The following is a 20081-nucleotide window of genomic DNA, read 5'->3' as shown; positions in this document are numbered from 1 at the left end:
ACCGGACTTTTAAATCCCTTTTTAAGTGCGAAAAATCCCCGTTTTCGCGGTTTATTTATATCTAATGCACCATTTAAATTCACAAAGGCGACATTTTGCCCTGTCGCGGTGCGACATGAATTGATAAAGTCCGGCTCAATCTCATTCAAAAACAATCAATTTGCCGAGACTTTTCATGATCGAATCCGTCGAATCCTTCCTTGCCCGCCTCAAAAAACGCGACCCCGACCAGCCGGAATTCCACCAGGCGGTAGAAGAAGTCCTGCGCAGCCTGTGGCCGTTTCTCGAAGCCAATCCTCACTACCTGGCTTCGGGCATCCTGGAGCGCATCTGCGAGCCGGAGCGTGCGATTACCTTTCGGGTTTCGTGGGTGGATGATCACGGCAAGGTCCAGGTCAACCGCGGATTCCGCATCCAGATGAACAGCGCCATCGGCCCCTACAAGGGCGGCCTGCGCTTCCACCCATCGGTAAACCTGGGCGTGCTGAAGTTCCTCGCCTTTGAGCAGACCTTCAAGAATTCCCTGACCTCGTTGCCCATGGGCGGCGGTAAAGGTGGCTCGGACTTCGACCCCAAGGGCAAGAGCGACGCTGAGGTCATGCGTTTCTGCCAGGCGTTCATGAGCGAGCTGTACCGCCATATCGGCGCGGATGTGGACGTTCCGGCTGGCGACATCGGTGTGGGCGCTCGCGAGATTGGTTTCCTGTTCGGCCAGTACAAACGCCTGAGCAACCAGTTCACCTCGGTGCTGACCGGCAAGGGCATGACCTACGGTGGCAGTCTTATTCGCCCTGAAGCCACCGGTTTTGGTTGTGTGTACTTTGCTGAAGAAATGCTCAAGCGCGACGGCCTGCGGGTTGAAGGCAAGCGTGTGGCGGTGTCTGGCTCTGGCAACGTGGCGCAATACGCGGCGCGCAAGGTCATGGACCTGGGCGGCAAGGTGATTTCCCTGTCTGACTCCGAAGGCACCCTGTACGCCGAAAGCGGTTTGACCGAGGAACAATGGTTGGCGCTGCTGGAAGTGAAAAACGTCCAGCGCGGTCGTATCAGTGAACTGGCCGAACGCTTTGGCCTGGAATTCCGCAAAGGCAAAACCCCTTGGGAACTGGCCTGCGATATCGCGTTGCCTTGTGCCACCCAGAACGAACTCGACGCCGAAGCGGCCCGCACCCTGCTGCGCAACGGCTGCATCTGCGTGGCCGAAGGCGCCAATATGCCGGCGACGTTGGAGGCTGTGGATATCTTTATCGAGGCGGGCATCCTGTTCGCCCCTGGCAAGGCGTCCAATGCCGGTGGCGTGGCGGTGAGTGGCCTGGAAATGTCGCAGAATGCCATGCGCCTGCTATGGACCGCTGGCGAAGTGGACAGCAAGCTGCACAACATCATGCAGTCGATCCACCACGCCTGCGTGCATTACGGTGAGGAGAACGGCCGAGTCAACTACGTGAAGGGTGCAAACATCGCGGGCTTCGTGAAAGTTGCCGACGCGATGCTGGCGCAGGGCATCGTCTAGGCTTCGGGCTCGATAAGCACTACTTCGATCAACTGGTCGCCGACGGGGCGCTGCCACAGTACCTCGTCGCCCACCTGGGCGCCGAGCAAGGCGCGGCCCAGGGGCGAACCCCAGTTGATCAAGCCAGCGTGGGCATCGGCCTGGTCTTCGCCCACCAGCTGGATGCGTTGTTGTTGGTCCTGTTCATTGGCGAAGGTGACCCAGCTGCCGATCTGCACCTTGTCGGTGGAGGTGGCCGGCGCAACCACTTGGGCGCTCTGCACCCGCTGGTTGAAATAACGCAAATCCCTCTCAAGGTCAGCCTGGCGCTGCTTGTCGGCCTGTTCGCCCTTGGCGGATTCGATGCTGTATGCCTGCTGCAACTGCGCGACCTTGGTCTGCAACTGCGCCAACCCTTGCGCGGTGAGGCGGTTGGGTTGCGCGCTGACCTGGCGTTCTACCGGCAGATCGGCCTGGGCGGCTGCGTTGTCTTCGTTTACAAAAGCTCGGCTCATGACGTTCTCCCTCTATGGAGCTTGGGCCATGGTCGCCGCGCTTTAGTTTCGATGGATATCTGAAAGCGACCTATTGCGAGCGATAAGCCCTGCCCGCGTCGCGGTCTTTCTCCTGCTGCCAGGCGCGCTCGCGGTCATCCCAGTGATTGTCCTTGTAGTCACGTAACTCTTCGTTTTCGCGCATGGCCTTGCACTGGCGGAAACCATCTTCCCAGCCTTCTGCATACAGACGGTCTTTCAAATAGCGCGGCACGTTCTTGCGAAATTCCCCGGTGATCACCCCGGCAGCCTGGCGACCGCTGCTGCAACCGTCATCAAAACCATCGGCAAATGCCGGTGGATACCCCTTGGCCAGCAACTCTTGATGGGTTGATTGGCAACCCGACATCACCACCACTGCACACAGCATCACTGCATACCGCCACATCGCTTGCTCCCTGGCCGTTTCACGGCTGATACGGGAAGTCTAGATAGGGATTTGTCGGGGCGGTGTGAAAGGGCGGTGAGAAATGTGTTGGCGGTAGGGGATGACGTCACCCAAGCGATGGCAACGAGAAGCGCTGCCCGTGTGGCAAGCCCTAATGCCTGTCAGTTAAGAGATAGAACGAGCAAACACTAAGTAACCTGTGGCGAGCGGGCTTGCCCCGCGTTGGGCTGCGCAGCAGCCCCAAAACCTGGCGATTTAATATGCCTGGATAAGCGCGGTGGCCTTATTGGGGCTGCTTCGCAGCCCAACGCGGGGCAAGCCCGCTCGCCACAGTTTCAGTGTTCCGCCTTAACTGACTGGATTAGCTGTGCGGCTCTGCCGCTTTTGTCAGGACCGCATGTTCCGCCAATTCCTGCTGTATAAACGCCGCGATCATCGCGCGATAGACCTGTTCGGTCACCTCGGGATTGGCGTCCACGGTCTGCGCCAGGTCCCGCACCTTGGCGATCACCTGTTCCACCCGCTGCGGGGCCTTGACGCCATCGGTGTCTTTTTTGAAGCGTGCGGCCTGGGAGACGTAGCGGCCGCGCTCGGCCAGCAGGGTGACGATTTGCTGGTCGAGGCGGTCGATGTTGTCGCGGACTTGTTCAAGGGTGGTGCAGGTAACGGCCATGTTGAGTGAACTCCTGATTGTGCGGGCAATGCTAACAAAAAAATCTGGGGGCCAATCCCCTGCCACATTTTTGAGCATCGCCAGGCTTTAATCAGTAGTGATACCACTTCACCTCAAGCATCACTTCATTCACCGGCGTCGATAAGTGGCTGTACTCACGCTGGGCACTCAGGCGCAGGCCGAGGTTGCGTGACAGTTCCCACTGTTGGTTCAAGCTGAGGCTGCGGCGCACTTCGCCATTGGTGAAGAAATCACCCTTGGCTTCCAGGCTCAGGTTGCCCAGCGGGTTTTTCCACAGCACGCCAGTATTGAAGCCGGCAGCGGGGGAGATGGCTTCGCTGAAGTCGTTGTTGTTTTCCACGCGCACGGTGCCAAGGGCAAAGCCGAGCATGTCATCGCTCAGTTGCCAGGTGCCACCGGCGCCACCGTTGACGTGGGCCACGAGGGTTTCGTCGTCGTGTTTGCCCGGTACGCGCTCCAGGCCGCCGGTGACTTGCCATGACCACGGTTGCAGCAACGCGTTGCGAGGCGTCAGCGAGCGGATGGTGGCCAGGTCCAGTTGCTGCAGTTGCCAGTGGTTGCCTTCGTACTGGCGCAGTTTCATTTGCAGGATTTCAATCTGCGCGCCGAGAGGGAAACCTTCTGCGTTGTCGTTGAGGTCGTGGTAGGCCATGCGCAGGCCGTATTCGCCGAAGGTCTTGTCACCCCGGGTACCGATGCCGGCCTGCCAGGTGCGCGACTCGTGGCCGTTCTCGGGCAGGCCGGGGCGCTCGACCTTCAGGTCGGGCGCGGGGTTCTGGTTGATCGCGCGCAGCAATTCGAAGCTGCGCTGGGAGCGTTCGGTGTCGCGCTCCAGGCCGTTGGCGCGGTAGCGGCCAAGGCGGTAGGCGGCGTCGATGATCAGGGCCTGGCGTTCGCGGGGCAGGGCTTTGAACGCAGGCTCCTGCAATTGCTTCTGGTCATCGCTGACTTTCAGTACCCATTGCTGTTCATCGCTGTCCAGCGGCTTGGCGCGTTCCAGCAGCTCGCGCTCACGGGACGGCCGGTAGTCGATTTTCTCGACCAACCCGGCCTCTTTCACCGCCTTGACCGTGTCGGTCGGGATCGCGGTGAGCGGGAACTGTTCAGTCAGGCGCAGGCCGGGTCGGGCCACTTGCAGCAGTTCGAGCAGGCGATAAGAGCAGTTTTCGTCGAAGAAGAAGTAGTCGAACTGGATCTGCTTGAGTTCCCACACGTGTTCGACCATGCGCTTGGTCTCGACTTCAGTGAGGTTCAGGCGGTACTCCCACAGGTCACGGTTTTCCAGGCTGCGGTATTCGGAGAGTTTTTCCTGGTAGGGCACCAGTGCGAACAGGCCTGGGTAGCCGCCCATCAGGCCCTTCCAGGCATAGAGGATGCTGTTGTCCGAGCCTTCGATATAGGCGCCGAAGTTGATCGCGTAGCTGAGCAGGGCGGTGTTGTTGCTTTGTACATCCGCCTGGTCGATGCGCAGCAAGGTGTGGCCGAACATGGAGGACGGGCTGTTGAGGTAGGCCGCCGGGAAGATCATCACCGCGCTGTGGGGGGCGACATCCTTGAACCATTGCTTGAATTCGGTGCAGTCCAGCGCGGGCAGGTCGGTCAGTTGCAACTGATCCTTGAGCCAGCGGGTACGAGCGGGGTAAACGCATTGGGCGTGTTTTTCACCCAGGCTGGCAGGAGCGTACAGCGCTTCAACGGTGGCCTTGAGTTCGGCGTCTGGGTGGTGGGCGCCGTCGGATGCGAGGAAGAATTTCTTGTCGCTGACATAGCTGCGCCAGCCGCTGATCTTGCCGGCTTCGTAATGGCCCAGGGACAACCAGAACGGATCATTGGCCAGTTGCTGCAAACGTTGGTCATCAATGTGCGGGGCCGCGTACAGCGGGGCGCAGGTGAAGAGTGCCATCCAGGCAAAGCGTTTGAGCATAGGGGCAACTTAAGTCGGGAAAAGTAAGACCCAAGGGGGGGGGCGGGTCCAAAATTAAAACCCGCGCCTTGGAGGGCGCGGGCAGGTCGAGCTTAAGCCTGGGTAGCGTATTTCGCCAGACGGGCATCACTTTTCAGTACAGCCAGGGTGTTGTTGTGCACGTCGTCAGCGGTGACGTCAGCCTTGCTGAAGATTTGCTGGAAGTGCTCGTGGGTCACGGCCGCGAAGTGTTCGCGATCTTCTGGGGCAACGCCCAGTACCACGGCGTAGGTGGTCAGTGCTTCACCATTGCCCTTGGCCATGTCTTCGGACAGCTCGTTCATCATGCCATTCATGGCAATCCAGGACTTGCCGCCGTAGGTCAGGGCGCTGTTGGTGCTGCAACCGTTGGTGCCCGAGGTCATGCCGAAGGTGGCGTTACCCGACGTACCGTTGGTGGTGGACGCCAGGAAGTGCGCTGGAGTACCGCGCTGGCCTTCAAACAGCATGTTGCCCCAACCGCAGTTCGGGCCGCCTGGTGCTTCAGCCATTGCATTGAGGGAGACGACGGTGAAGAGAGTACCGAGAAGGATCCGTTTCATAGCTTTTTTCTCTTTGTGTGCAAACCAATGGACAAGGGTTCAGGCACTTCATAGCGCCTTAGGGGCCAGTTATTAGTCCGGCCCGCGCAGTTTGGAGTTTAGGCAGGTTCCAGGGGTTCCGTGATTTTTTATAAAACAATCAGAGTTGTCGCGTTTTTTTTGTAGGGCGCATGCCGTGTCCAGGCTTTCACAAAAAGCGCGCCTTGCCAGAGCGCGCAACCGGGAGCCAGAATGCCGTCATCTGCCCCGCCTGATGTAAGGAAGCCCGATGCCTGATCCTGTTGCTGCCAGCCTGCGTCTAGCGCCCGAAGCGCTGACTCGCCCTTTCTCCGCTGAACAGTTCAGCTTCTCCACCACCAATGACTTGGAGCCCTTTCGCGGTGTGCTTGGCCAGGAACGTGCGGTTGAAGCCTTGCAATTTGGCGTGGCCATGCCACGCCCCGGTTACAACGTGTTTGTCATGGGCGAGCCGGGCACCGGCCGCTTTTCGTTCGTCAAACGCTACCTGAAGGCCGAAGGCAAACGCCTGCAGACCCCGGCAGACTGGGTCTACGTGAACAACTTCGATGAGCCCCGCGAACCGCGTGCGCTGGAACTGCCTGCGGGCGGCGCGGCGGCGTTCATCAGCGATATCAACGGCTTGATCGACAACCTGGTGGCGACCTTCCCGGCGGTCTTTGAGCACCCGACGTACCAGCAGCGCAAAAGCGCGATCGACCGTGCCTTCAACCAGCGCTACGACAAGGCCCTGGACGTGATTGAACGCCTGGCCCTGGAAAAAGACGTGGCGCTGTACCGCGACAGCTCCAACATCGCCTTCACCCCGATGCTCGACGGCAAGGCGCTGGACGAGGCCGAGTTCTCGCAGCTGCCGGAAGTCGATCGCGAGCGTTTCCACACCGATATTTCCGAACTGGAAGAACGCCTCAACGAAGAGTTGGCCAGCCTGCCGCAATGGAAGCGCGAGTCCAACAACCAACTGCGTCAGTTCAACGAAGAAACCATCACCCTGGCCCTCCAGCCGTTGCTGTCGCCGTTGTCGGAAAAGTACGCGGAGAACGCCGCTGTGTGCGGCTACCTGCAAGCCATGCAGGTGTACTTGTTGAAGACCGTGGTCGAGCAATTGGTGGACGACGCCAAGACCGACGCCCAGGCCCGCAAGCTGCTCGAAGAGCAGTACTGCCCGAGCCTGGTGGTGGGGCATCCGGTCAATGGCGGCGCGCCGGTGGTGTTCGAACCGCACCCGACCTACGACAACCTGTTCGGCCGTATCGAATACAGCACCGACCAGGGCGCGCTCTACACCACCTATCGCCAGTTGCGCCCGGGTGCCTTGCATCGGGCCAACGGCGGGTTCCTGATCCTGGAAGCCGAGAAAATGCTCAGCGAGCCGTTTGTGTGGGACGCCCTCAAGCGTTCCCTGCAGTCGCGCAAGTTGAAGATGGAGTCGCCCCTGGGTGAGCTGGGCCGCCTGGCGACCGTGACCCTTAACCCGCAGATGATCCCGTTGCAGGTCAAGGTGATTATCATCGGTTCACGCCAGCTGTACTACGCGTTGCAGGACGCCGATCCGGACTTCCAGGAGATGTTCCGCGTCCTGGTGGATTTCGATGAAGACATCCCGATGGTCGACGAAAGCCTTGAGCAGTTCGCCCAGTTGCTCAAAACCCGTACTTCGGAAGAAGGCATGGCGCCTTTGACGTCGGACGCGGTGGCGCGGCTGGCTACCTACAGTGCTCGGCTGGCGGAGCATCAGGGGCGCTTGTCGGCGCGCATTGGTGACTTGTTCCAGTTGGTGAGCGAGGCGGATTTCATTCGTCACCTGGCGGGTGACGAGATGACTGATGCCGGCCATATCGAACGCGCGCTGAAGGCCAAGGCCACGCGCACCGGGCGGGTGTCGGCGCGGATTCTCGACGACATGCTCGCCGGGGTGATCCTGATCGACACCGCCGGCGCGGCCGTCGGCAAGTGCAACGGGTTGACGGTGCTGGAGGTCGGTGATTCGGCGTTTGGCGTGCCGGCGCGGATTTCCGCCACGGTCTACCCAGGCGGCAGCGGCATTGTCGACATCGAGCGTGAAGTTAACCTCGGCCAGCCGATTCACTCCAAGGGCGTGATGATCCTGACCGGGTACCTGGGCAGCCGTTATGCGCAGGAATTCCCGCTGGCGATTTCCGCGAGTATCGCGCTGGAGCAGTCCTACGGTTACGTGGACGGCGACAGTGCGTCCCTGGGCGAGGCGTGCACCTTGATCTCGGCGCTGTCGAAGACGCCGCTCAAACAGTGCTTTGCCATCACCGGCTCGATCAACCAGTTTGGTGAAGTGCAGGCGGTGGGCGGTGTCAACGAGAAGATCGAAGGTTTCTTCCGCCTGTGTGAGGCACGCGGTTTGACCGGCGAGCAAGGGGCGATCATTCCACAGGCCAACGTCGCCACGCTGATGCTCGATGAGAAGGTGTTGCAGGCCGTGCGTGCCGGGCAATTCCACATCTACGCGGTGCGTCAGGCGGATGAGGCCTTGAGCCTGCTGGTGGGCGAGCCGGCAGGCGAGCCGGACGCTGAAGGGCAATTCCCCGAGGGCTCGGTGAATGCGCGGGTGGTCGAGCGTTTGCGTGCGATTGCCGAGATGATCAGCGAGGAGGACTTGAAGGAGGCTGAGAAAGAGCTGGCGCAGCATGCACTGGCGGAAGCCAAGCCGACTTAATGGGCTGTTGTGGCGAGCGGGCTTGCCCCGTTGGGCTGCGCAGCAGCCCCAAAACCAAACGACGCAACCTGACTGGCACACCGCGGCGGTTTTACTGGGGCTGCTGCGCAGCCCAACGCGGGGCAAGCCCTAATGCCATTCAGTTAAGCGTACATCGCCTTCTGTAGGAGCGAGCTTGCTCGCGAAAAACGTCAACGATAACGCGTGTTTCCTGAATGAACGCGGCGCCTGTAAGTTCTTCGCGAGCAAGCTCGCTCCTACAAAAAAGCCTTAACTGAACGGCATTAGGGCAAGCCCGCTCGCCACAAAAAGCCTCCACAAAAAACCGCCGCAACAAGCCTGTTTGCCACAGCAGGCCCGCTCGCCACGGGTTAAGCAGGTTCGTCACTAAATTGACTCCCGCCTGAGAGCGCAACGCCGTTGGTCCCTACAACCTTGGTTTGTCGTGGTTTTCTTCTATTCTGAGCTTAGGGATCTCCACAGGAGTCGCAGGATAGAGACAGTCTCGCCGTGTCATCGGGGCTGAACACCGATCTACCGAGGGTCGCCGCCATGCCGCGCAACCTTTGCCTTACCCGCCAGTGCCTGGGCCTGGTTACCCGTATTGAATGTTCCATTCGCCCTCTCGCGGGGGATAACGGGATGTGGACCTTGCTATTTGCCGCCGGAATGACCGGCGAGCAGCCTTCCACCATCAAGTCCCAGGGCCCGTTCCATGGGCCCTTCGTGGCAGAAAACATGCTGCAATCGATTGTGGATAGCCTCACCCTGCATGGCTATGAGCTGGTGCCAGATCCGCAAATATGGTGTCTGCATATGCAGGCTCATTTACGCCAGCTCAATGGCAGCCAGGAGTGTCTGGCCCTGTAAGCTCGGTCATTTGCCCTCGGGCTTGTCCAGCTTGACCTCGAAACCGTATTGCACGGTGCTCAGGTCAGTGCGTTGATAGCTTTCCAGTGCGGTCGGCTGGCCATAGAAGTAATGCACATCGAACAACGCCGTGCCGTATTCCTCGGCGCGGTGGCTCACGCCGAGAATTTCCTTGAGGTAATTGCCGCTGGCGTCCTTGGCGTAGAAACGCCAGCTGTCGGCGGGGAATTCTTTCTGGTCGACAACCAGCGCGTTGTCCTTCAGAGAGAGGCCCTTGGGCAGCTTGGTCACATCGATCTCGCCTTTCTCGATCGTTGCCAGGAACAGCGGGATCGAACCCACCACATAGGCCGGGTTTTCCGGGAACAGGTTAAGGTCGTAGGTGAGCGTGCCGCGCGCCGGGTTCAATTCATACGCTTCGGTCGGCAACTCGATGGGCTCCCCACGTTCGCCTTTCTCATCGGCGGCGAAGAACGTCACTGGCGACTCGCTGCTATTGCGCTCGTTGCCCACCAGTTCGTCATTAAAGGTGAACGGGTGATCGAACACGATATGCGCGGCACTGGCGTCGTCGACGGACTGGCTGATGGTGACGCTGTTTTTCAGTTGCTCCTCGGTCATCGTCGCGCCTTTGAGCCAGGCGGCGGCGCCGTCGTCATACACGGTGACCGGCATCGGCAGGGCCTGTACGGTTTGTTGCAGGCTGTTCTTGTCGAAGCGCAGTACCGGCAGGTCGAGGTCCTTGCGGGTGACGGTGGCGGTGGAGAAATCCAGCACGTTGATTTGCAGGTTGTCGATCAGGCCATTGAAATACACCTTGGCGTAATGACTGCTCTGCTTGTGTTCGAAGGCTTTCTGCTCCTCGGTCAGCTGCTTTTCAAACGCATCCGACCAGACCTTCTGCTTTTGCATCTGCGCCAATTGTTTCTCGTAGAAGGCCACCTGCGCGTTGCTTTCATTGATCGAGCCGGAACGGGTGAGAAATTGCCCGGTGCTGTCACGTGCTTGCACCAGCAAGGGGTTGGGGGAATCCTCACCGACCTGTGGCGCCAGCGGTTCGCTGTTGGTCAGTTCGATCTCGGCGTAGTTCTTCTCAAGCAACATCAGGTTGACGGTGATATTGCCTTCAGTGCGCTTGTGGCCCACGTCCTGCTTCGACAAATCGAACGTCAACACCTTGCCCGGCGCGATCACTTCCACCGTGCCCTTGAGGCGGACGGGCTGCGGCTGGCTCTTGTTTTCGGTCTCGATGCCATCGATGAACGGGTAGGTCACCGTCAGGTCATCGGGGTTGGTCAGGTTGGAACTGCTGGGGCTCAACTGGATGCCGGGATCGGTCTCCGACCATTCCGGCTGGAACGGGATGACTTTGTTGTTGCTCAAGGTGACGGACTGCCACTCCAGGCCGTGAGGAAACGGGAACTGGTCCGGTGTATTGAAATTGAACGGGAAGATCGGCTGCAGATCGGTCAGGTAGTCGGAGTGGGAGGTCTTGCGCAGCACGAACAAGCCGTTGATATAGGTGTCGACCAGGGCCTGGGGCGTGGGGTAGTGCTTGAGCAGGGCGAGGCTGTCTTCGCCGTATTCGGTCTCGATGGGCTTGCTGGCGAGCTTGGCGCGCGCCCGTTCGAGCAACAGCAGCGAGCCGCCGAGGTCGGCGATGGCGTCGCGCAGCTTGGGGTCCTGGATACTGTCGAGCGACTGTTCGAACTTTGCGGTTTTCTCTTCGAGGGTGGCCTGCTTCTGCTCATCACTGGGTGAGCAGCCGCCGATCATCAGCAACGCCGCACACAGGCCAAAACGGGCCAAAGGGGATCGCACATCCATCATTTGAATTTTCCTGTCCGACATCATCGAAGCCGAGTTGATGGGCTCGACACTAGCAGAAAAATTCTCTTACAGATGCCGCCCAGGTCAGTTTTCTCGCGGTTACAGGTGCTTGGTGGCGGCTGGTATACTCGCCGCCATTTCTAGCCAAGCTGTGTGAGAACCAATGGAACGCTTTATCGAAAATGCTATGTACGCCTCGCGTTGGCTGCTGGCGCCGATCTATTTCGGCTTGTCCCTGGGGTTGCTGGCGCTGGCGCTGAAATTCTTCCAGGAAGTGATTCACCTGCTGCCGAGCGTGTTCTCGATGGCCGAGTCCGAACTGATCCTGGTGCTGCTGTCGTTGATCGACATGGCCCTGGTCGGCGGCTTGCTGGTGATGGTGATGATCTCCGGCTACGAGAACTTCGTCTCGCAGCTGGATATCGATGACAACAAGGAAAAGCTCAACTGGTTGGGCACCATGGACTCTTCGTCGCTGAAGATGAAAGTGGCGGCTTCCATCGTGGCGATTTCCTCCATCCACTTGCTGCGCATCTTCATGGACGCCAAGAACGTCGATCCGCAGCACCTGATGTGGTACGTGATCATCCACATGACCTTCGTGGTCTCGGCGTTTGCCATGGGTTACCTGGACAAACTCACCAAGCACTGATGCCCCGTGCCGGCCTTACTGCTCGATGAAGTAGTAAGGCTGGCGATTGATTGCCATCTCCTTGATCACCGTCACCTTGCCGCTCAGTTGCTCGGTGCGATCCAGCAACGCAACGTTGCCGGGTTTGGCGGCCAGGTAACTGCGCAGCTGCGGCTCGGTTTGCAGGATCGGCAAGTAAGCCTGCAGGTAGAACACACTCGCCCCGTCGATTCGCTCGTTGGGCTGGAACAACACCACCTCTTTACCCTCGGCTTGCAGTGCCTGGATCTGACTGATCACCGGCACGAATGACTGGCGCTCGTCAGCCTTGGGCGCGTACCAGAATGCAGCGCCCAGGTAGCAGGCGATGAGCAACGTGAAGGCACCGCCAACCACGCGCCGATGGTGTTGGTACAGCGCCGGCTTGTTAGCCTTCAGCCATTCGAGCAGCACTCGCGCATATTCCGCCGCCAGCACCGCGGCGGCCGGCGTCAACGCCATCAGGTAAACCGTGCGTTTGCTTGAGGCCAGGGTCAGCAGCGTGAATTGCGCCACCAGCCACACGCTGAAGAACAGGCGGTAACGGTTGCGCACCAGGCTTTTACGAAAGTGCCACAGGCCCAGGTACACCAGGATATTCCACGGCAAAAACGCTTCCGGCAGTTTCACCAGGTAGTAGTAGAAGGGTTCGTAGTGCCCGGCTTCGACGAACGAGCCGCTGAACCGCCCGACGCTGTTGGTCCACAGCACTTCGCCCACGGCCTGCATGCCGCCGCGCTGGAACAGGAAGCCCAGCCAGATCAGCAACGGTACCAATGCCAGCAAGGTGAACAGCGCCGGGCGGAGCCAATCACCGATGCGCAGGCGTTTGTCCATCAGGCTGGTGCTGGCCAGGTAGACAAAAATCACAATGCCGGGCATCGCCAGGCCCAGCACGCCTTTGCTCAGGGTGGCGATTGCCATCCCAACGGTAAACAACGCCCAAGCCCAGGCTGTGGAGCCTGGCCGCTCGGATTCGGGGCGCATCGCCTGGTAGAACGCCAGCAGTGCGGTGGTCACGCCCAGGCTGAGCAAGGCATCCTCACCCACCCCACGCACATTGCTCCAGTAACTGGCCATGGTCGCCAGGATCAACGCCGCGCAGAACGCCAGTGTTTTCGGCCGCCCGAACTTGCGCAGCATTCCATAGAGCAACATCACGCTGAACAATCCGGCAAACGCGGACGCCAGGCGCACCGCCCCAGGCGTGCCGCCGAACAGGCGAATCGCCCCGGCGTCCAGCCAAAGGCTCAGGGGTGGTTTTTCCAGGAAGGGCTCGCGAAACAGTCGGGGCACCACCCAATCATTGTCCAAATGCATGGCCATGGCGATCCCGGCGACGCGGGCTTCGGTGGAGCCTTGCAATTCATGGTTACCCAGCGCAAAGAAGAACAACAGACCAGCCAGCAGGAGTAGCAGAGGAACGGGACGCGTCATGGGGCGGGCTACCGGAGCAGTGGCCGTTCGGGGGAACGGCGCGCAATCGGTGAGTATAGGGAGGCAAATCTTAATATTTCATGAATAGGGACGGAGTTTCTTGTATCGGGCCAGGGGAACAGTGCCCCCCTGGCGCCGTTGCAGGTGCTACGAGGCTTTGACTTTAAAGCGGCTCAACCCTTGCTGCATGGAGTTGGCCCGTTCTGACAGGTTCCTGGCAGCCACCGCGCATTGCTGGGAATTGACCTGGTTCTGCTGGGTGACTTCATCGATCTGCTCCAGGCCGATACTGGCCTGTTGCAAACCGGACGCCTGTTCGCTGGAGGCTTGGTAGATCAGCGACACCAGGCTTGAGACAGCACTGGTACCGCTGACAATGTTCCTCAGCGAGTCGGCGGTACGACCGGCAATCACCATGCCGCGCTGGGTCTTGGTCGACGAGTCGGCAATCAGCGCGGCTGTTTGCTGGGCTGCTTCCGCGCTACGGGCGGCCAGGCTCCTGACCTCGTCGGCGACCACGGCGAAACCGCGGCCCAGTTCCCCGGCGCGTGCCGCCTCGATCGCAGCGTTCAGGGCCAACAGGTTGGTCTGGGCGGCGATGTTGTCGATGGTGGTGATGATGGCGGTGATGTCCTTGCCCGAATTGTCGATCTCGGCCATGGCTGCAATCAATTCACTCATCAGCTTGTCACTTTCCCCCGCGTCGGCACGCGACGCCTGGGATTGCTCATCGGCCTTTTTGGCGTTGGCGGCGTTGTCGCTGGTCTGCGCTGCCATTTGGGTCATGACCGCACTGATTTCGGTGATGGATGACGCCGAGTTGGAGGCCCCGTCGGAGAGTGACTGGCTCAATTCGGTGACCTGCGCCGAGCTGCCGGTGATTTGCGTGGCGCTGGCCTGCACCTGGGAGATCAAGGCGTTCAAGTTGCCGACCATTTTCTCCAGGGATTTGCCCAAGGTGTCGTTGGGCGAGGACAGGCGCACTTCCAGGTCCAGGTCTCCTTCGGAGATGCGTTCGGCCACCCGCACCTGGCGTTGCAGGCTTTCCGACATATCGTTCAAGGCAAAGGACAATTGGCCGACTTCATCTTCGGATTTTTGCACCAGACGACGCGAGAAGTCCCCCAGGCTGATGTTGGCGGCCAAGGCGGCGGCTTCACGAATCGGCCCGACGATTTTCGCAGTGGCAAACCACAGTGCAAGCAGCGCCAGCAGGGAAATGGCCACGCCAACCGACACCTGCCAGATGCTGCTCTTGACGCCGCGTGATTGCAGTTCCTTTTCCAGGGCTATGGCCTGGCTCATGACCACTGCCTTGGGCAAGTGGATCAGGATGGCCCAAGGTTTTTCGCTGCGGCCCAGGGTGATGGGCATCTGCACTTCGATTTCCTGGGAGTCCTGGTTGAGTCGGCTGTCCCCCTGGCCTTTCTGCACATTGGCCAGCACCTTGTCCCAAGTGTCGGGCAGCAGCGTCTTCAGCGGTTGGCCGATCAGTTCCGGCCGTTTACTGTCAGCCACCACCAACCCTTGATGGCTCAGGATCGATACGGAGCCGTTGCCGCCATACAGGTCGGCGGACATCTGCTCGCTGAGTTTCTGGATGAACGAGATATCGAAGTCAGCACCCACCACCCCGTAAAACTTGCCGTTCGCGGTAATCGGCACCGAGAGGGTTGTCAGCCATACATTCTTGCCTTGCACCACATAGGGGATCGGGTCCAGCACGCTTTCCCTCTGGGTATCCCGAGGGCCCGAGTACCAGCCGCCCTTGGGCACGCCGTTGGGATGACGGGCATCGGAGTCATACTCGACCAGTGGCTGCACGGCAATGTGGCCATCCGAACTGCGCGTCCAATAAGGAGTGAAACGGCCGGTCAACGGGTTGTTACCGCCCTCGTTGTTACGAAATGCCTGATCCTGGCCGTCCAACGCATCCGGTTCCCAGCACGAATAGGTGCCGTTGAAGTCGGGGTTGTCCTTGAGCACGCTCAGTAGCATCGTATTGATTTGATCCCGGCCCAGCGTCAGCGGGCTTTGTGCAGCCTTGCTGGCCCCCAGCACATCAGCCAGTGCGCGCGCGGCATTCAAGGCATTCTGCAACTTTGCCTTAATGACGTTGGCGCGGGACTCCGCGAGGTTTTGCACTTCACGGATGGTGGCGCTTTCAATCAATGCGGAAACTTCAGTGCCCACATAGGCCTGGTTGGCATTCGAGGAATAAAGCCCATATAAGACCAGACTCGCGCACGAGATAAACAGGCAGAGTCCGGCGGTGAAGCATATGCGCGTCTGCAATGAGTTGAATTTCATGGTATTTCCTGCCCGTGCTAGTAGTTACCAACATAATGGGATGTCGGTATTCGAGTGTTGTTTTGCACGCAAGGCTTAACGCTTAATCATGGGCTGCTTACGCATAGATATATGCGGTACAGCTTATTGGTTCAGTGCTGTTCGTGAGCGGTATCGTCGAGCCATAAACGCTCGGTATTTTTAAAGCCATAGCGCTGCGGGGGCACCCGCGCAATGATTCGGTCGGTTTGTGCCGGATCACTCAAGTCGATTATTCGGGGGGTTATGTAAATATTTAAAACCGGAAGAAAGAATAACTTTATTTTTGGCGTCAATAATGAGTCGGCATGTTGTTCGATGACGACGCCAATACTGCCGCTTTTCAATTGCACGATAGAGCCGACGGGGTAGATACCCACGGACTTCAGGAATGCCCGGAATACCTCATCATCGAAATGCCCGTCCCAGGTCGACATTTGCTGGATGGCGACCGCAGGGTCCCAACCCTGGTTATAGGAACGGTCCGAGGTGATCGCGTCATAGACGTCACACACCGCGGCCATTCGAGAAAAAAGACTGATTTGTTCTCCCGCCAGTTGATGGGGGTAGCCCGTGCCGTCGACTTTTTCGTGATGATGCAGGCACACGTCCACGACCATTTCGCACATCTGCGCTGTCGCCACCAGGGTTTTCTCACCTTCCAGCGGATGGGTGCGAACCAGCTGCAATTCGTCGCCGCTCAAGCGCCCCGGCTTGTTGAGGATGGCGCCCGGGATGGCCATTTTGCCGATGTCGTGCAGCAGCCCGGCCAGCCCCGCCCGGCGAATCAATGGCGCCGGCAGGGCCAATTGATTACCCAGGGCAATCATCAGGGCACACACGGCGACCGAGTGCATATAGGTGTAATCGTCGATGCTTTTAAGGCGTGCGAGGCTGATAAAGGCATTGGGGTGGCGTGCGATCGAAGCAGAAATGTCGTCGACCAGCGCGCCGACCTGTTCGAGCTCCAGGGAGCGGCCCATGCGGGCGTGGCTGAACATCTCGACAACGGCGGTCTTGGCCCGAGAACAGATTTCCTGGGCGGCGGCCAGCTCGTCTTTCATGCTGGTGGGGGTGGTCGAAATCGCTGCGGTCAGCGTTTCTTGCGGCAGGCCTGAGTCTGGTTGCGGCCCCGGATCGGAAGGTTGCGCGCCACAGCCCATAGCGCACTGGATATCAGGCTGAGCGTCATTCGCGCGGTCCTTCCAGAACGGTCTTTCTTCACTGCCGGTGGTCAGGTGGTAGAGCTCATTGCATTTCAACATGATTAGCCCTCTGTCATTTTGTTCTTATTCGTTTCCCTACAGCCTCCTTGGCTTGAGTGTTGTTGTCGTAAAGCGTCAGTTCGGGGTGGCCGCCTTGATTCGTGAGACCACGCGGCCGGCCAAGTCATCGGGGCGGAACTTGGCGAGGAAGTCATCGGCGCCGACTTTCTTGACCATCGCCTGGTTGAACCCGCCCGAGAGTGATGTGTGCAGCACGATGTGTAGCTTGGCCATGCGCGGGTCGTGGCGGATTTCAGCGGTCAGGGTGTAACCGTCCATCTCTGGCATTTCGATGTCGGAGATCATCATCAGGAACTCCTCCTCCGGCTTGCGCCCCTCGTCGAGCATGGCCCGCAGGTAATCAAGCGCCTGGCGCCCATCGTTCAAGGCCACCACCTCGACGCCCACGGTCTCCAGGCAGCGGGTCACTTGCTTACGCGCGACCATCGAGTCATCCACGGTCAGCACCCGCAGGTGCTTAGCCCGCTGGCTGACCTCGTGTTCCACCACGCCGCTGGAGATTTCCTCGGAGGATGGCGAGATTTCTGTCAGCACCTTTTCCACATCGATGATCTCGACCAGGCGATCATCCGTGCGTGTAACGGCAGTCAGGTAATTGTTCTCACCGCTGCCCTTGGGGGGCGGATGGATGTCTTCCCAGTTCAAATTGACGATGTGCTCGACCGCATAGACCAGAAAACCCTGAACGCGGTTGTTGTACTCCGTAAGTATTATAAAAGCGCTTTCCTGATCCTCGACGCCGGGCAACCCAGTGGCCATGGCCAGGTCAAGAATAGGAATGCAGACACCTCGGATGTTGGCGACGCCACAAATGTTGCTATTAGACTTTGGTATCGATGATAACTTCGGGCAGCGTATAACTTCCCGGACTTTAAATACGTTGATCCCATACAGCTGGTGATTGTTGAAACGGAATAGCAGCAGTTCAAGTCGGTTCTGACCGACCAGCTGGGTGCGGCTGTTAACGGATGCCAATACGCCGGTCATACACACTCCTTGAACCTGGCTGAACAGCGTTGATGTCGTAATGACATTAGCATATGTAGGGGAATGTAAAATATATGTGAAAATAAAATTGTGGGTGGGTTTGCTGTTTAAGCGATGGGGACGGAATGATTGTCTATTTGGACGAGTGTTTGAAAGTAGTTAGTTGGCTAACTTGCTATTTTTATTGTTGAGAATGATTTAGAAAAACAATTTTACACGGCCTGTCGGGTTAAGCGAGGCACAACAAAGTCCGCGCTAGAGCCAGCCTTTAGAAGCGATCCGCTCGCGGAAAATCGCCTGCTTATCCTGGATGAATCGATGAGTCAGCCGAAGCGTGAGGTTGAACAGGTCCTCCATCCGCCACGGCGCGGCCATCTCGCGCAGGTCTTCGGCCGTACGGGCACCGAGACAATGGATTGAAAGGCTTTCGTGAGCTGCGAGTGGCTTACGCATCGACGAGGCGCGGCAGATTGCCCCGTTCAACACGGCCATCAGCCTGGAACTCAAAAAATCTGAAAAGCCCCAGTAGCCCTGAACCCCCGTATTTATTGGATTTCAGGCAAAAAAAGACGCCCGTGGACGTCTTTTTCTGATCATTTGACTGTTCGAGAGGCTCGCCGCTGCGGGGCCTGGTCCTAAGCTGGCGCCAGTGACCGAGCGGCACTTGGTTGAGCAGGACTGCTTCGCCCCAGGGGGTATCGATGCTCATGTGGCCGAGCAGGCTTACTGTTCCAACTTGGGGACGGTTTCCTGTTCAGCGGACTTGCCGTGTTTGGGCCAGATAACGCCAACGCTTTTCATGCCCTTGGCCGGGTCCATTTCAGGGTGAGCGAGAACCACGTCTCGATAGGACGGGCTGCCGATCACGGCGGGTTTGAACTTGACCAAAAAGTCGTTGACCTCCTTGCGTAGCTCCGGCGCCAGGTCGTAGTCGTTGTAGCACTCCTCCAGACAATCGAGCGTGGCTTGCCAGTGCTCCTCGGTAAGTCCCATGCCACGATGGGCGGTAACCATGTCTCTCCCGCGGTACTTGGCGCTGCCCCCCCAGTGTTGGGAAAGAAAGTCGACAAAGTTGATATGTTCCTTTTGGAAAGTCGACTCGGACATATGCGCCCAAATGTGGCCAATGACAGGATGTGCCATTGTTTTCCTCAAAACTGCGCCCGCGAACTGATAAATAACGTCATAACCACCAAGACGTGTATAGAGGGAGGGTTGTTGTTCAATAGATGGTTGCTGATCGGTCATGATGCGATTTCTCCGTTTCGTGTGAGGGCGATTCTTGTTGGCTCAATGCCGGATTCGGCGCGGTTGATAAAGTTGCAAGGGCTTACGAAGTATCGAGGTTAGGTCTGCCGTCGGGCACACGCTTGGTTAGCAACGCCAACCCTTTGGTCTAGAGGGACAGGCGCTTAAAAAACGTGCGCGTAACGCAAGTTCATTCGAAAGTCTTCCTTGGTCCCGTTATCTACGGAGAGGTCCTTGCCCAGTTGCAGTTGGATTTGGTCTTTAGCGGTGAAGAACTTAGTTGCTGTCACACGGAAGTTTGTGGTTCCGATTTCGTTATTCTGGTTGACTTGATCGACGCGGGTTTCCCCGCCCCAGAGATGCCCGAAGCCTAAGGCGAACGCCGTTGTGGCATCGGGCATATAGCGCCCCATCACCTGTGTAGCGTAAGAAACCTTCTGCTTGAGCCGGTCTGCGTTGGCGCCATAGTCATTGTTATCGCCATACCAGGTAGCTCCGCCAACCAGGTCAATGGCCCATTGTTGAGTGAAGTGTTTGACGTAAGCGCCTTGTAGTTCGAATTTCCAGCGGTTCTCACCGATGTTCAGCGGATCGTCTTTGTCGTAGTTGCCAGTGGGTACGAACAGGTAGGGTGTGAAGCTAAGAGTGTCACGGGCGTCGTTGAGTCTTAACCTGACCGGGGCTGCCAGCGTTAGGTCGCCAACGCCATTCGTATTGCCAAGCGTTGAAGCATCTCCGCCGCTGGAAACGTGCCCGAATGGCAGCAGGAATTGCGGATCGATTGTGACGGTGTCGGTCAACCCGTACACATGCAGCAAACGCAGGATGCCGACGTCGGAGGTCAGTTTGAAGTCCGAACTGACTTTGTGACCGTTTGCATACGCCGAGTCTGTCGTGGAGTGTTGGTAGTAAATGACGCCGATGGTGGCACCTACCGGATATTGCTCGTAGTCTCCAGGAGCCACTTCGATAGCTTGTGCTTGAAGTGCCGGTAATACAGTGGTGAGTGTCAGCAGACGTACCTTTTTCATTATGGAGTTCCTTTGCATAGGGCGGCTGTGCGAACTTTTCGGGTCACAGGCTGC

General features: G+C 58.6%; 17 protein-coding genes. 4 read left to right on the top strand and 13 right to left on the bottom strand.

Going from position 1 to position 20081, the window contains the following annotated elements; translation table 11 throughout:
- The first annotated feature begins 175 nt into the window (after positions 1 to 175).
- A complete protein-coding gene (gene gdhA, locus AB7933_RS29195; RefSeq protein WP_024077494.1) occupies positions 176 to 1513 on the top strand; it encodes an NADP-specific glutamate dehydrogenase in 1338 nt (445 codons plus the stop codon).
- Here the strand turns inward: gdhA and AB7933_RS29190 are convergent.
- The 5 genes from AB7933_RS29190 to AB7933_RS29170 form a co-directional block, all read right to left on the bottom strand.
- Complete coding sequence (locus AB7933_RS29190) at positions 1510 to 2007, bottom strand: GreA/GreB family elongation factor (protein ID WP_024077493.1); 498 nt, start codon at positions 2005 to 2007, stop codon at positions 1510 to 1512. The two genes, gdhA and AB7933_RS29190, sit on opposite strands and share 4 nt — an antisense overlap.
- Positions 2008 to 2077: 70 nt before the next feature.
- Complete coding sequence (locus tag AB7933_RS29185; RefSeq protein ID WP_024077492.1) at positions 2078 to 2434, bottom strand: hypothetical protein; 357 nt, start codon at positions 2432 to 2434, stop codon at positions 2078 to 2080.
- A gap of 361 nt (positions 2435 to 2795) precedes the next feature.
- Positions 2796 to 3107, bottom strand: coding sequence for a chorismate mutase (locus AB7933_RS29180; protein WP_024077491.1), 312 nt, complete (start codon positions 3105 to 3107; stop codon positions 2796 to 2798).
- Positions 3108 to 3198: 91 nt separating this feature from the next.
- Positions 3199 to 5052: a DUF4105 domain-containing protein gene (locus AB7933_RS29175; protein WP_024077490.1), complete on the bottom strand. Its 1854-nt coding sequence runs from the start codon at positions 5050 to 5052 to the stop codon at positions 3199 to 3201.
- 92 nt (positions 5053 to 5144) lie between these two features.
- A complete protein-coding gene (locus AB7933_RS29170; protein WP_016973832.1) occupies positions 5145 to 5633 on the bottom strand; it encodes a DUF3015 domain-containing protein in 489 nt (162 codons plus the stop codon).
- A gap of 268 nt (positions 5634 to 5901) precedes the next feature.
- Here AB7933_RS29170 and AB7933_RS29165 point away from each other — a divergent pair, with 268 nt between their 5' ends.
- Together AB7933_RS29165 and AB7933_RS29160 are read left to right on the top strand one after the other, a co-directional pair.
- Complete coding sequence (locus AB7933_RS29165; RefSeq protein WP_024077489.1) at positions 5902 to 8340, top strand: Lon protease family protein; 2439 nt, start codon at positions 5902 to 5904, stop codon at positions 8338 to 8340.
- Between the two features lie 552 nt (positions 8341 to 8892).
- On the top strand, positions 8893 to 9210 hold the full coding sequence (locus tag AB7933_RS29160; RefSeq protein ID WP_041161302.1) for a hypothetical protein: 318 nt from the start codon (positions 8893 to 8895) through the stop codon (positions 9208 to 9210).
- A 6-nt stretch (positions 9211 to 9216) separates the two neighbouring features.
- Here AB7933_RS29160 and AB7933_RS29155 read toward each other — a convergent pair whose 3' ends face one another.
- Positions 9217 to 11040, bottom strand: a complete 1824-nt coding sequence (locus AB7933_RS29155) for a hypothetical protein (protein ID WP_024077487.1) — start codon at positions 11038 to 11040, stop codon at positions 9217 to 9219.
- Between the two features lie 163 nt (positions 11041 to 11203).
- Between AB7933_RS29155 and AB7933_RS29150 the strand changes: the two genes are divergently transcribed.
- A complete protein-coding gene (locus AB7933_RS29150) occupies positions 11204 to 11692 on the top strand; it encodes a TIGR00645 family protein (protein WP_024077486.1) in 489 nt (162 codons plus the stop codon).
- 15 nt (positions 11693 to 11707) lie between these two features.
- On the opposite strand, the gene AB7933_RS29145 is transcribed toward AB7933_RS29150, so the two are convergent.
- The 7 genes from AB7933_RS29145 to AB7933_RS29115 all read right to left on the bottom strand — a co-directional run bounded on the left by AB7933_RS29145 (position 11708) and on the right by AB7933_RS29115 (position 20027).
- Positions 11708 to 13147, bottom strand: coding sequence for an ArnT family glycosyltransferase (locus AB7933_RS29145; protein ID WP_024077485.1), 1440 nt, complete (start codon positions 13145 to 13147; stop codon positions 11708 to 11710).
- A gap of 147 nt (positions 13148 to 13294) precedes the next feature.
- Positions 13295 to 15457: a methyl-accepting chemotaxis protein gene (locus AB7933_RS29140; protein WP_024077484.1), complete on the bottom strand. Its 2163-nt coding sequence runs from the start codon at positions 15455 to 15457 to the stop codon at positions 13295 to 13297.
- Between the two features lie 131 nt (positions 15458 to 15588).
- A complete protein-coding gene (locus AB7933_RS29135) occupies positions 15589 to 16740 on the bottom strand; it encodes an HD-GYP domain-containing protein (RefSeq protein WP_024077483.1) in 1152 nt (383 codons plus the stop codon).
- 75 nt (positions 16741 to 16815) lie between these two features.
- A complete protein-coding gene (locus AB7933_RS29130) occupies positions 16816 to 17748 on the bottom strand; it encodes a chemotaxis protein CheV (RefSeq protein WP_024077482.1) in 933 nt (310 codons plus the stop codon).
- A gap of 255 nt (positions 17749 to 18003) precedes the next feature.
- On the bottom strand, positions 18004 to 18240 hold the full coding sequence (locus tag AB7933_RS29125; protein WP_093235754.1) for a nucleotidyltransferase family protein: 237 nt from the start codon (positions 18238 to 18240) through the stop codon (positions 18004 to 18006).
- 231 nt (positions 18241 to 18471) lie between these two features.
- Positions 18472 to 18996, bottom strand: coding sequence for a group I truncated hemoglobin (locus tag AB7933_RS29120; protein ID WP_024077479.1), 525 nt, complete (start codon positions 18994 to 18996; stop codon positions 18472 to 18474).
- 164 nt (positions 18997 to 19160) lie between these two features.
- A complete protein-coding gene (locus AB7933_RS29115; protein ID WP_024077478.1) occupies positions 19161 to 20027 on the bottom strand; it encodes a transporter in 867 nt (288 codons plus the stop codon).
- Between the last annotated feature and the right edge of the window lie 54 nt (positions 20028 to 20081).

It is taken from the genome of Pseudomonas gorinensis (assembly GCF_042015035.1).
GTDB lineage: Bacteria > Pseudomonadota > Gammaproteobacteria > Pseudomonadales > Pseudomonadaceae > Aquipseudomonas > Aquipseudomonas gorinensis.
Note: the sequence above shows the minus strand (reverse complement) of the source record. Positions and strands in the feature narration are given on the sequence as shown.

Coding starts and splice junctions, on each gene's coding strand:
- gdhA (WP_024077494.1), top strand. CDS start 176: ATGATCGAATCCGTCGAATCCTTCCTTGCCCGCCTCAAAAAACGCGAC.
- AB7933_RS29190 (WP_024077493.1), bottom strand. CDS start 2,007: ATGAGCCGAGCTTTTGTAAACGAAGACAACGCAGCCGCCCAGGCCGAT.
- AB7933_RS29185 (WP_024077492.1), bottom strand. CDS start 2,434: ATGTGGCGGTATGCAGTGATGCTGTGTGCAGTGGTGGTGATGTCGGGT.
- AB7933_RS29180 (WP_024077491.1), bottom strand. CDS start 3,107: ATGGCCGTTACCTGCACCACCCTTGAACAAGTCCGCGACAACATCGAC.
- AB7933_RS29175 (WP_024077490.1), bottom strand. CDS start 5,052: ATGCTCAAACGCTTTGCCTGGATGGCACTCTTCACCTGCGCCCCGCTG.
- AB7933_RS29170 (WP_016973832.1), bottom strand. CDS start 5,633: ATGAAACGGATCCTTCTCGGTACTCTCTTCACCGTCGTCTCCCTCAAT.
- AB7933_RS29165 (WP_024077489.1), top strand. CDS start 5,902: ATGCCTGATCCTGTTGCTGCCAGCCTGCGTCTAGCGCCCGAAGCGCTG.
- AB7933_RS29160 (WP_041161302.1), top strand. CDS start 8,893: ATGCCGCGCAACCTTTGCCTTACCCGCCAGTGCCTGGGCCTGGTTACC.
- AB7933_RS29155 (WP_024077487.1), bottom strand. CDS start 11,040: ATGATGGATGTGCGATCCCCTTTGGCCCGTTTTGGCCTGTGTGCGGCG.
- AB7933_RS29150 (WP_024077486.1), top strand. CDS start 11,204: ATGGAACGCTTTATCGAAAATGCTATGTACGCCTCGCGTTGGCTGCTG.
- AB7933_RS29145 (WP_024077485.1), bottom strand. CDS start 13,147: ATGACGCGTCCCGTTCCTCTGCTACTCCTGCTGGCTGGTCTGTTGTTC.
- AB7933_RS29140 (WP_024077484.1), bottom strand. CDS start 15,457: ATGAAATTCAACTCATTGCAGACGCGCATATGCTTCACCGCCGGACTC.
- AB7933_RS29135 (WP_024077483.1), bottom strand. CDS start 16,740: ATGTTGAAATGCAATGAGCTCTACCACCTGACCACCGGCAGTGAAGAA.
- AB7933_RS29130 (WP_024077482.1), bottom strand. CDS start 17,748: ATGACCGGCGTATTGGCATCCGTTAACAGCCGCACCCAGCTGGTCGGT.
- AB7933_RS29125 (WP_093235754.1), bottom strand. CDS start 18,240: ATGGCCGTGTTGAACGGGGCAATCTGCCGCGCCTCGTCGATGCGTAAG.
- AB7933_RS29120 (WP_024077479.1), bottom strand. CDS start 18,996: ATGACCGATCAGCAACCATCTATTGAACAACAACCCTCCCTCTATACA.
- AB7933_RS29115 (WP_024077478.1), bottom strand. CDS start 20,027: ATGAAAAAGGTACGTCTGCTGACACTCACCACTGTATTACCGGCACTT.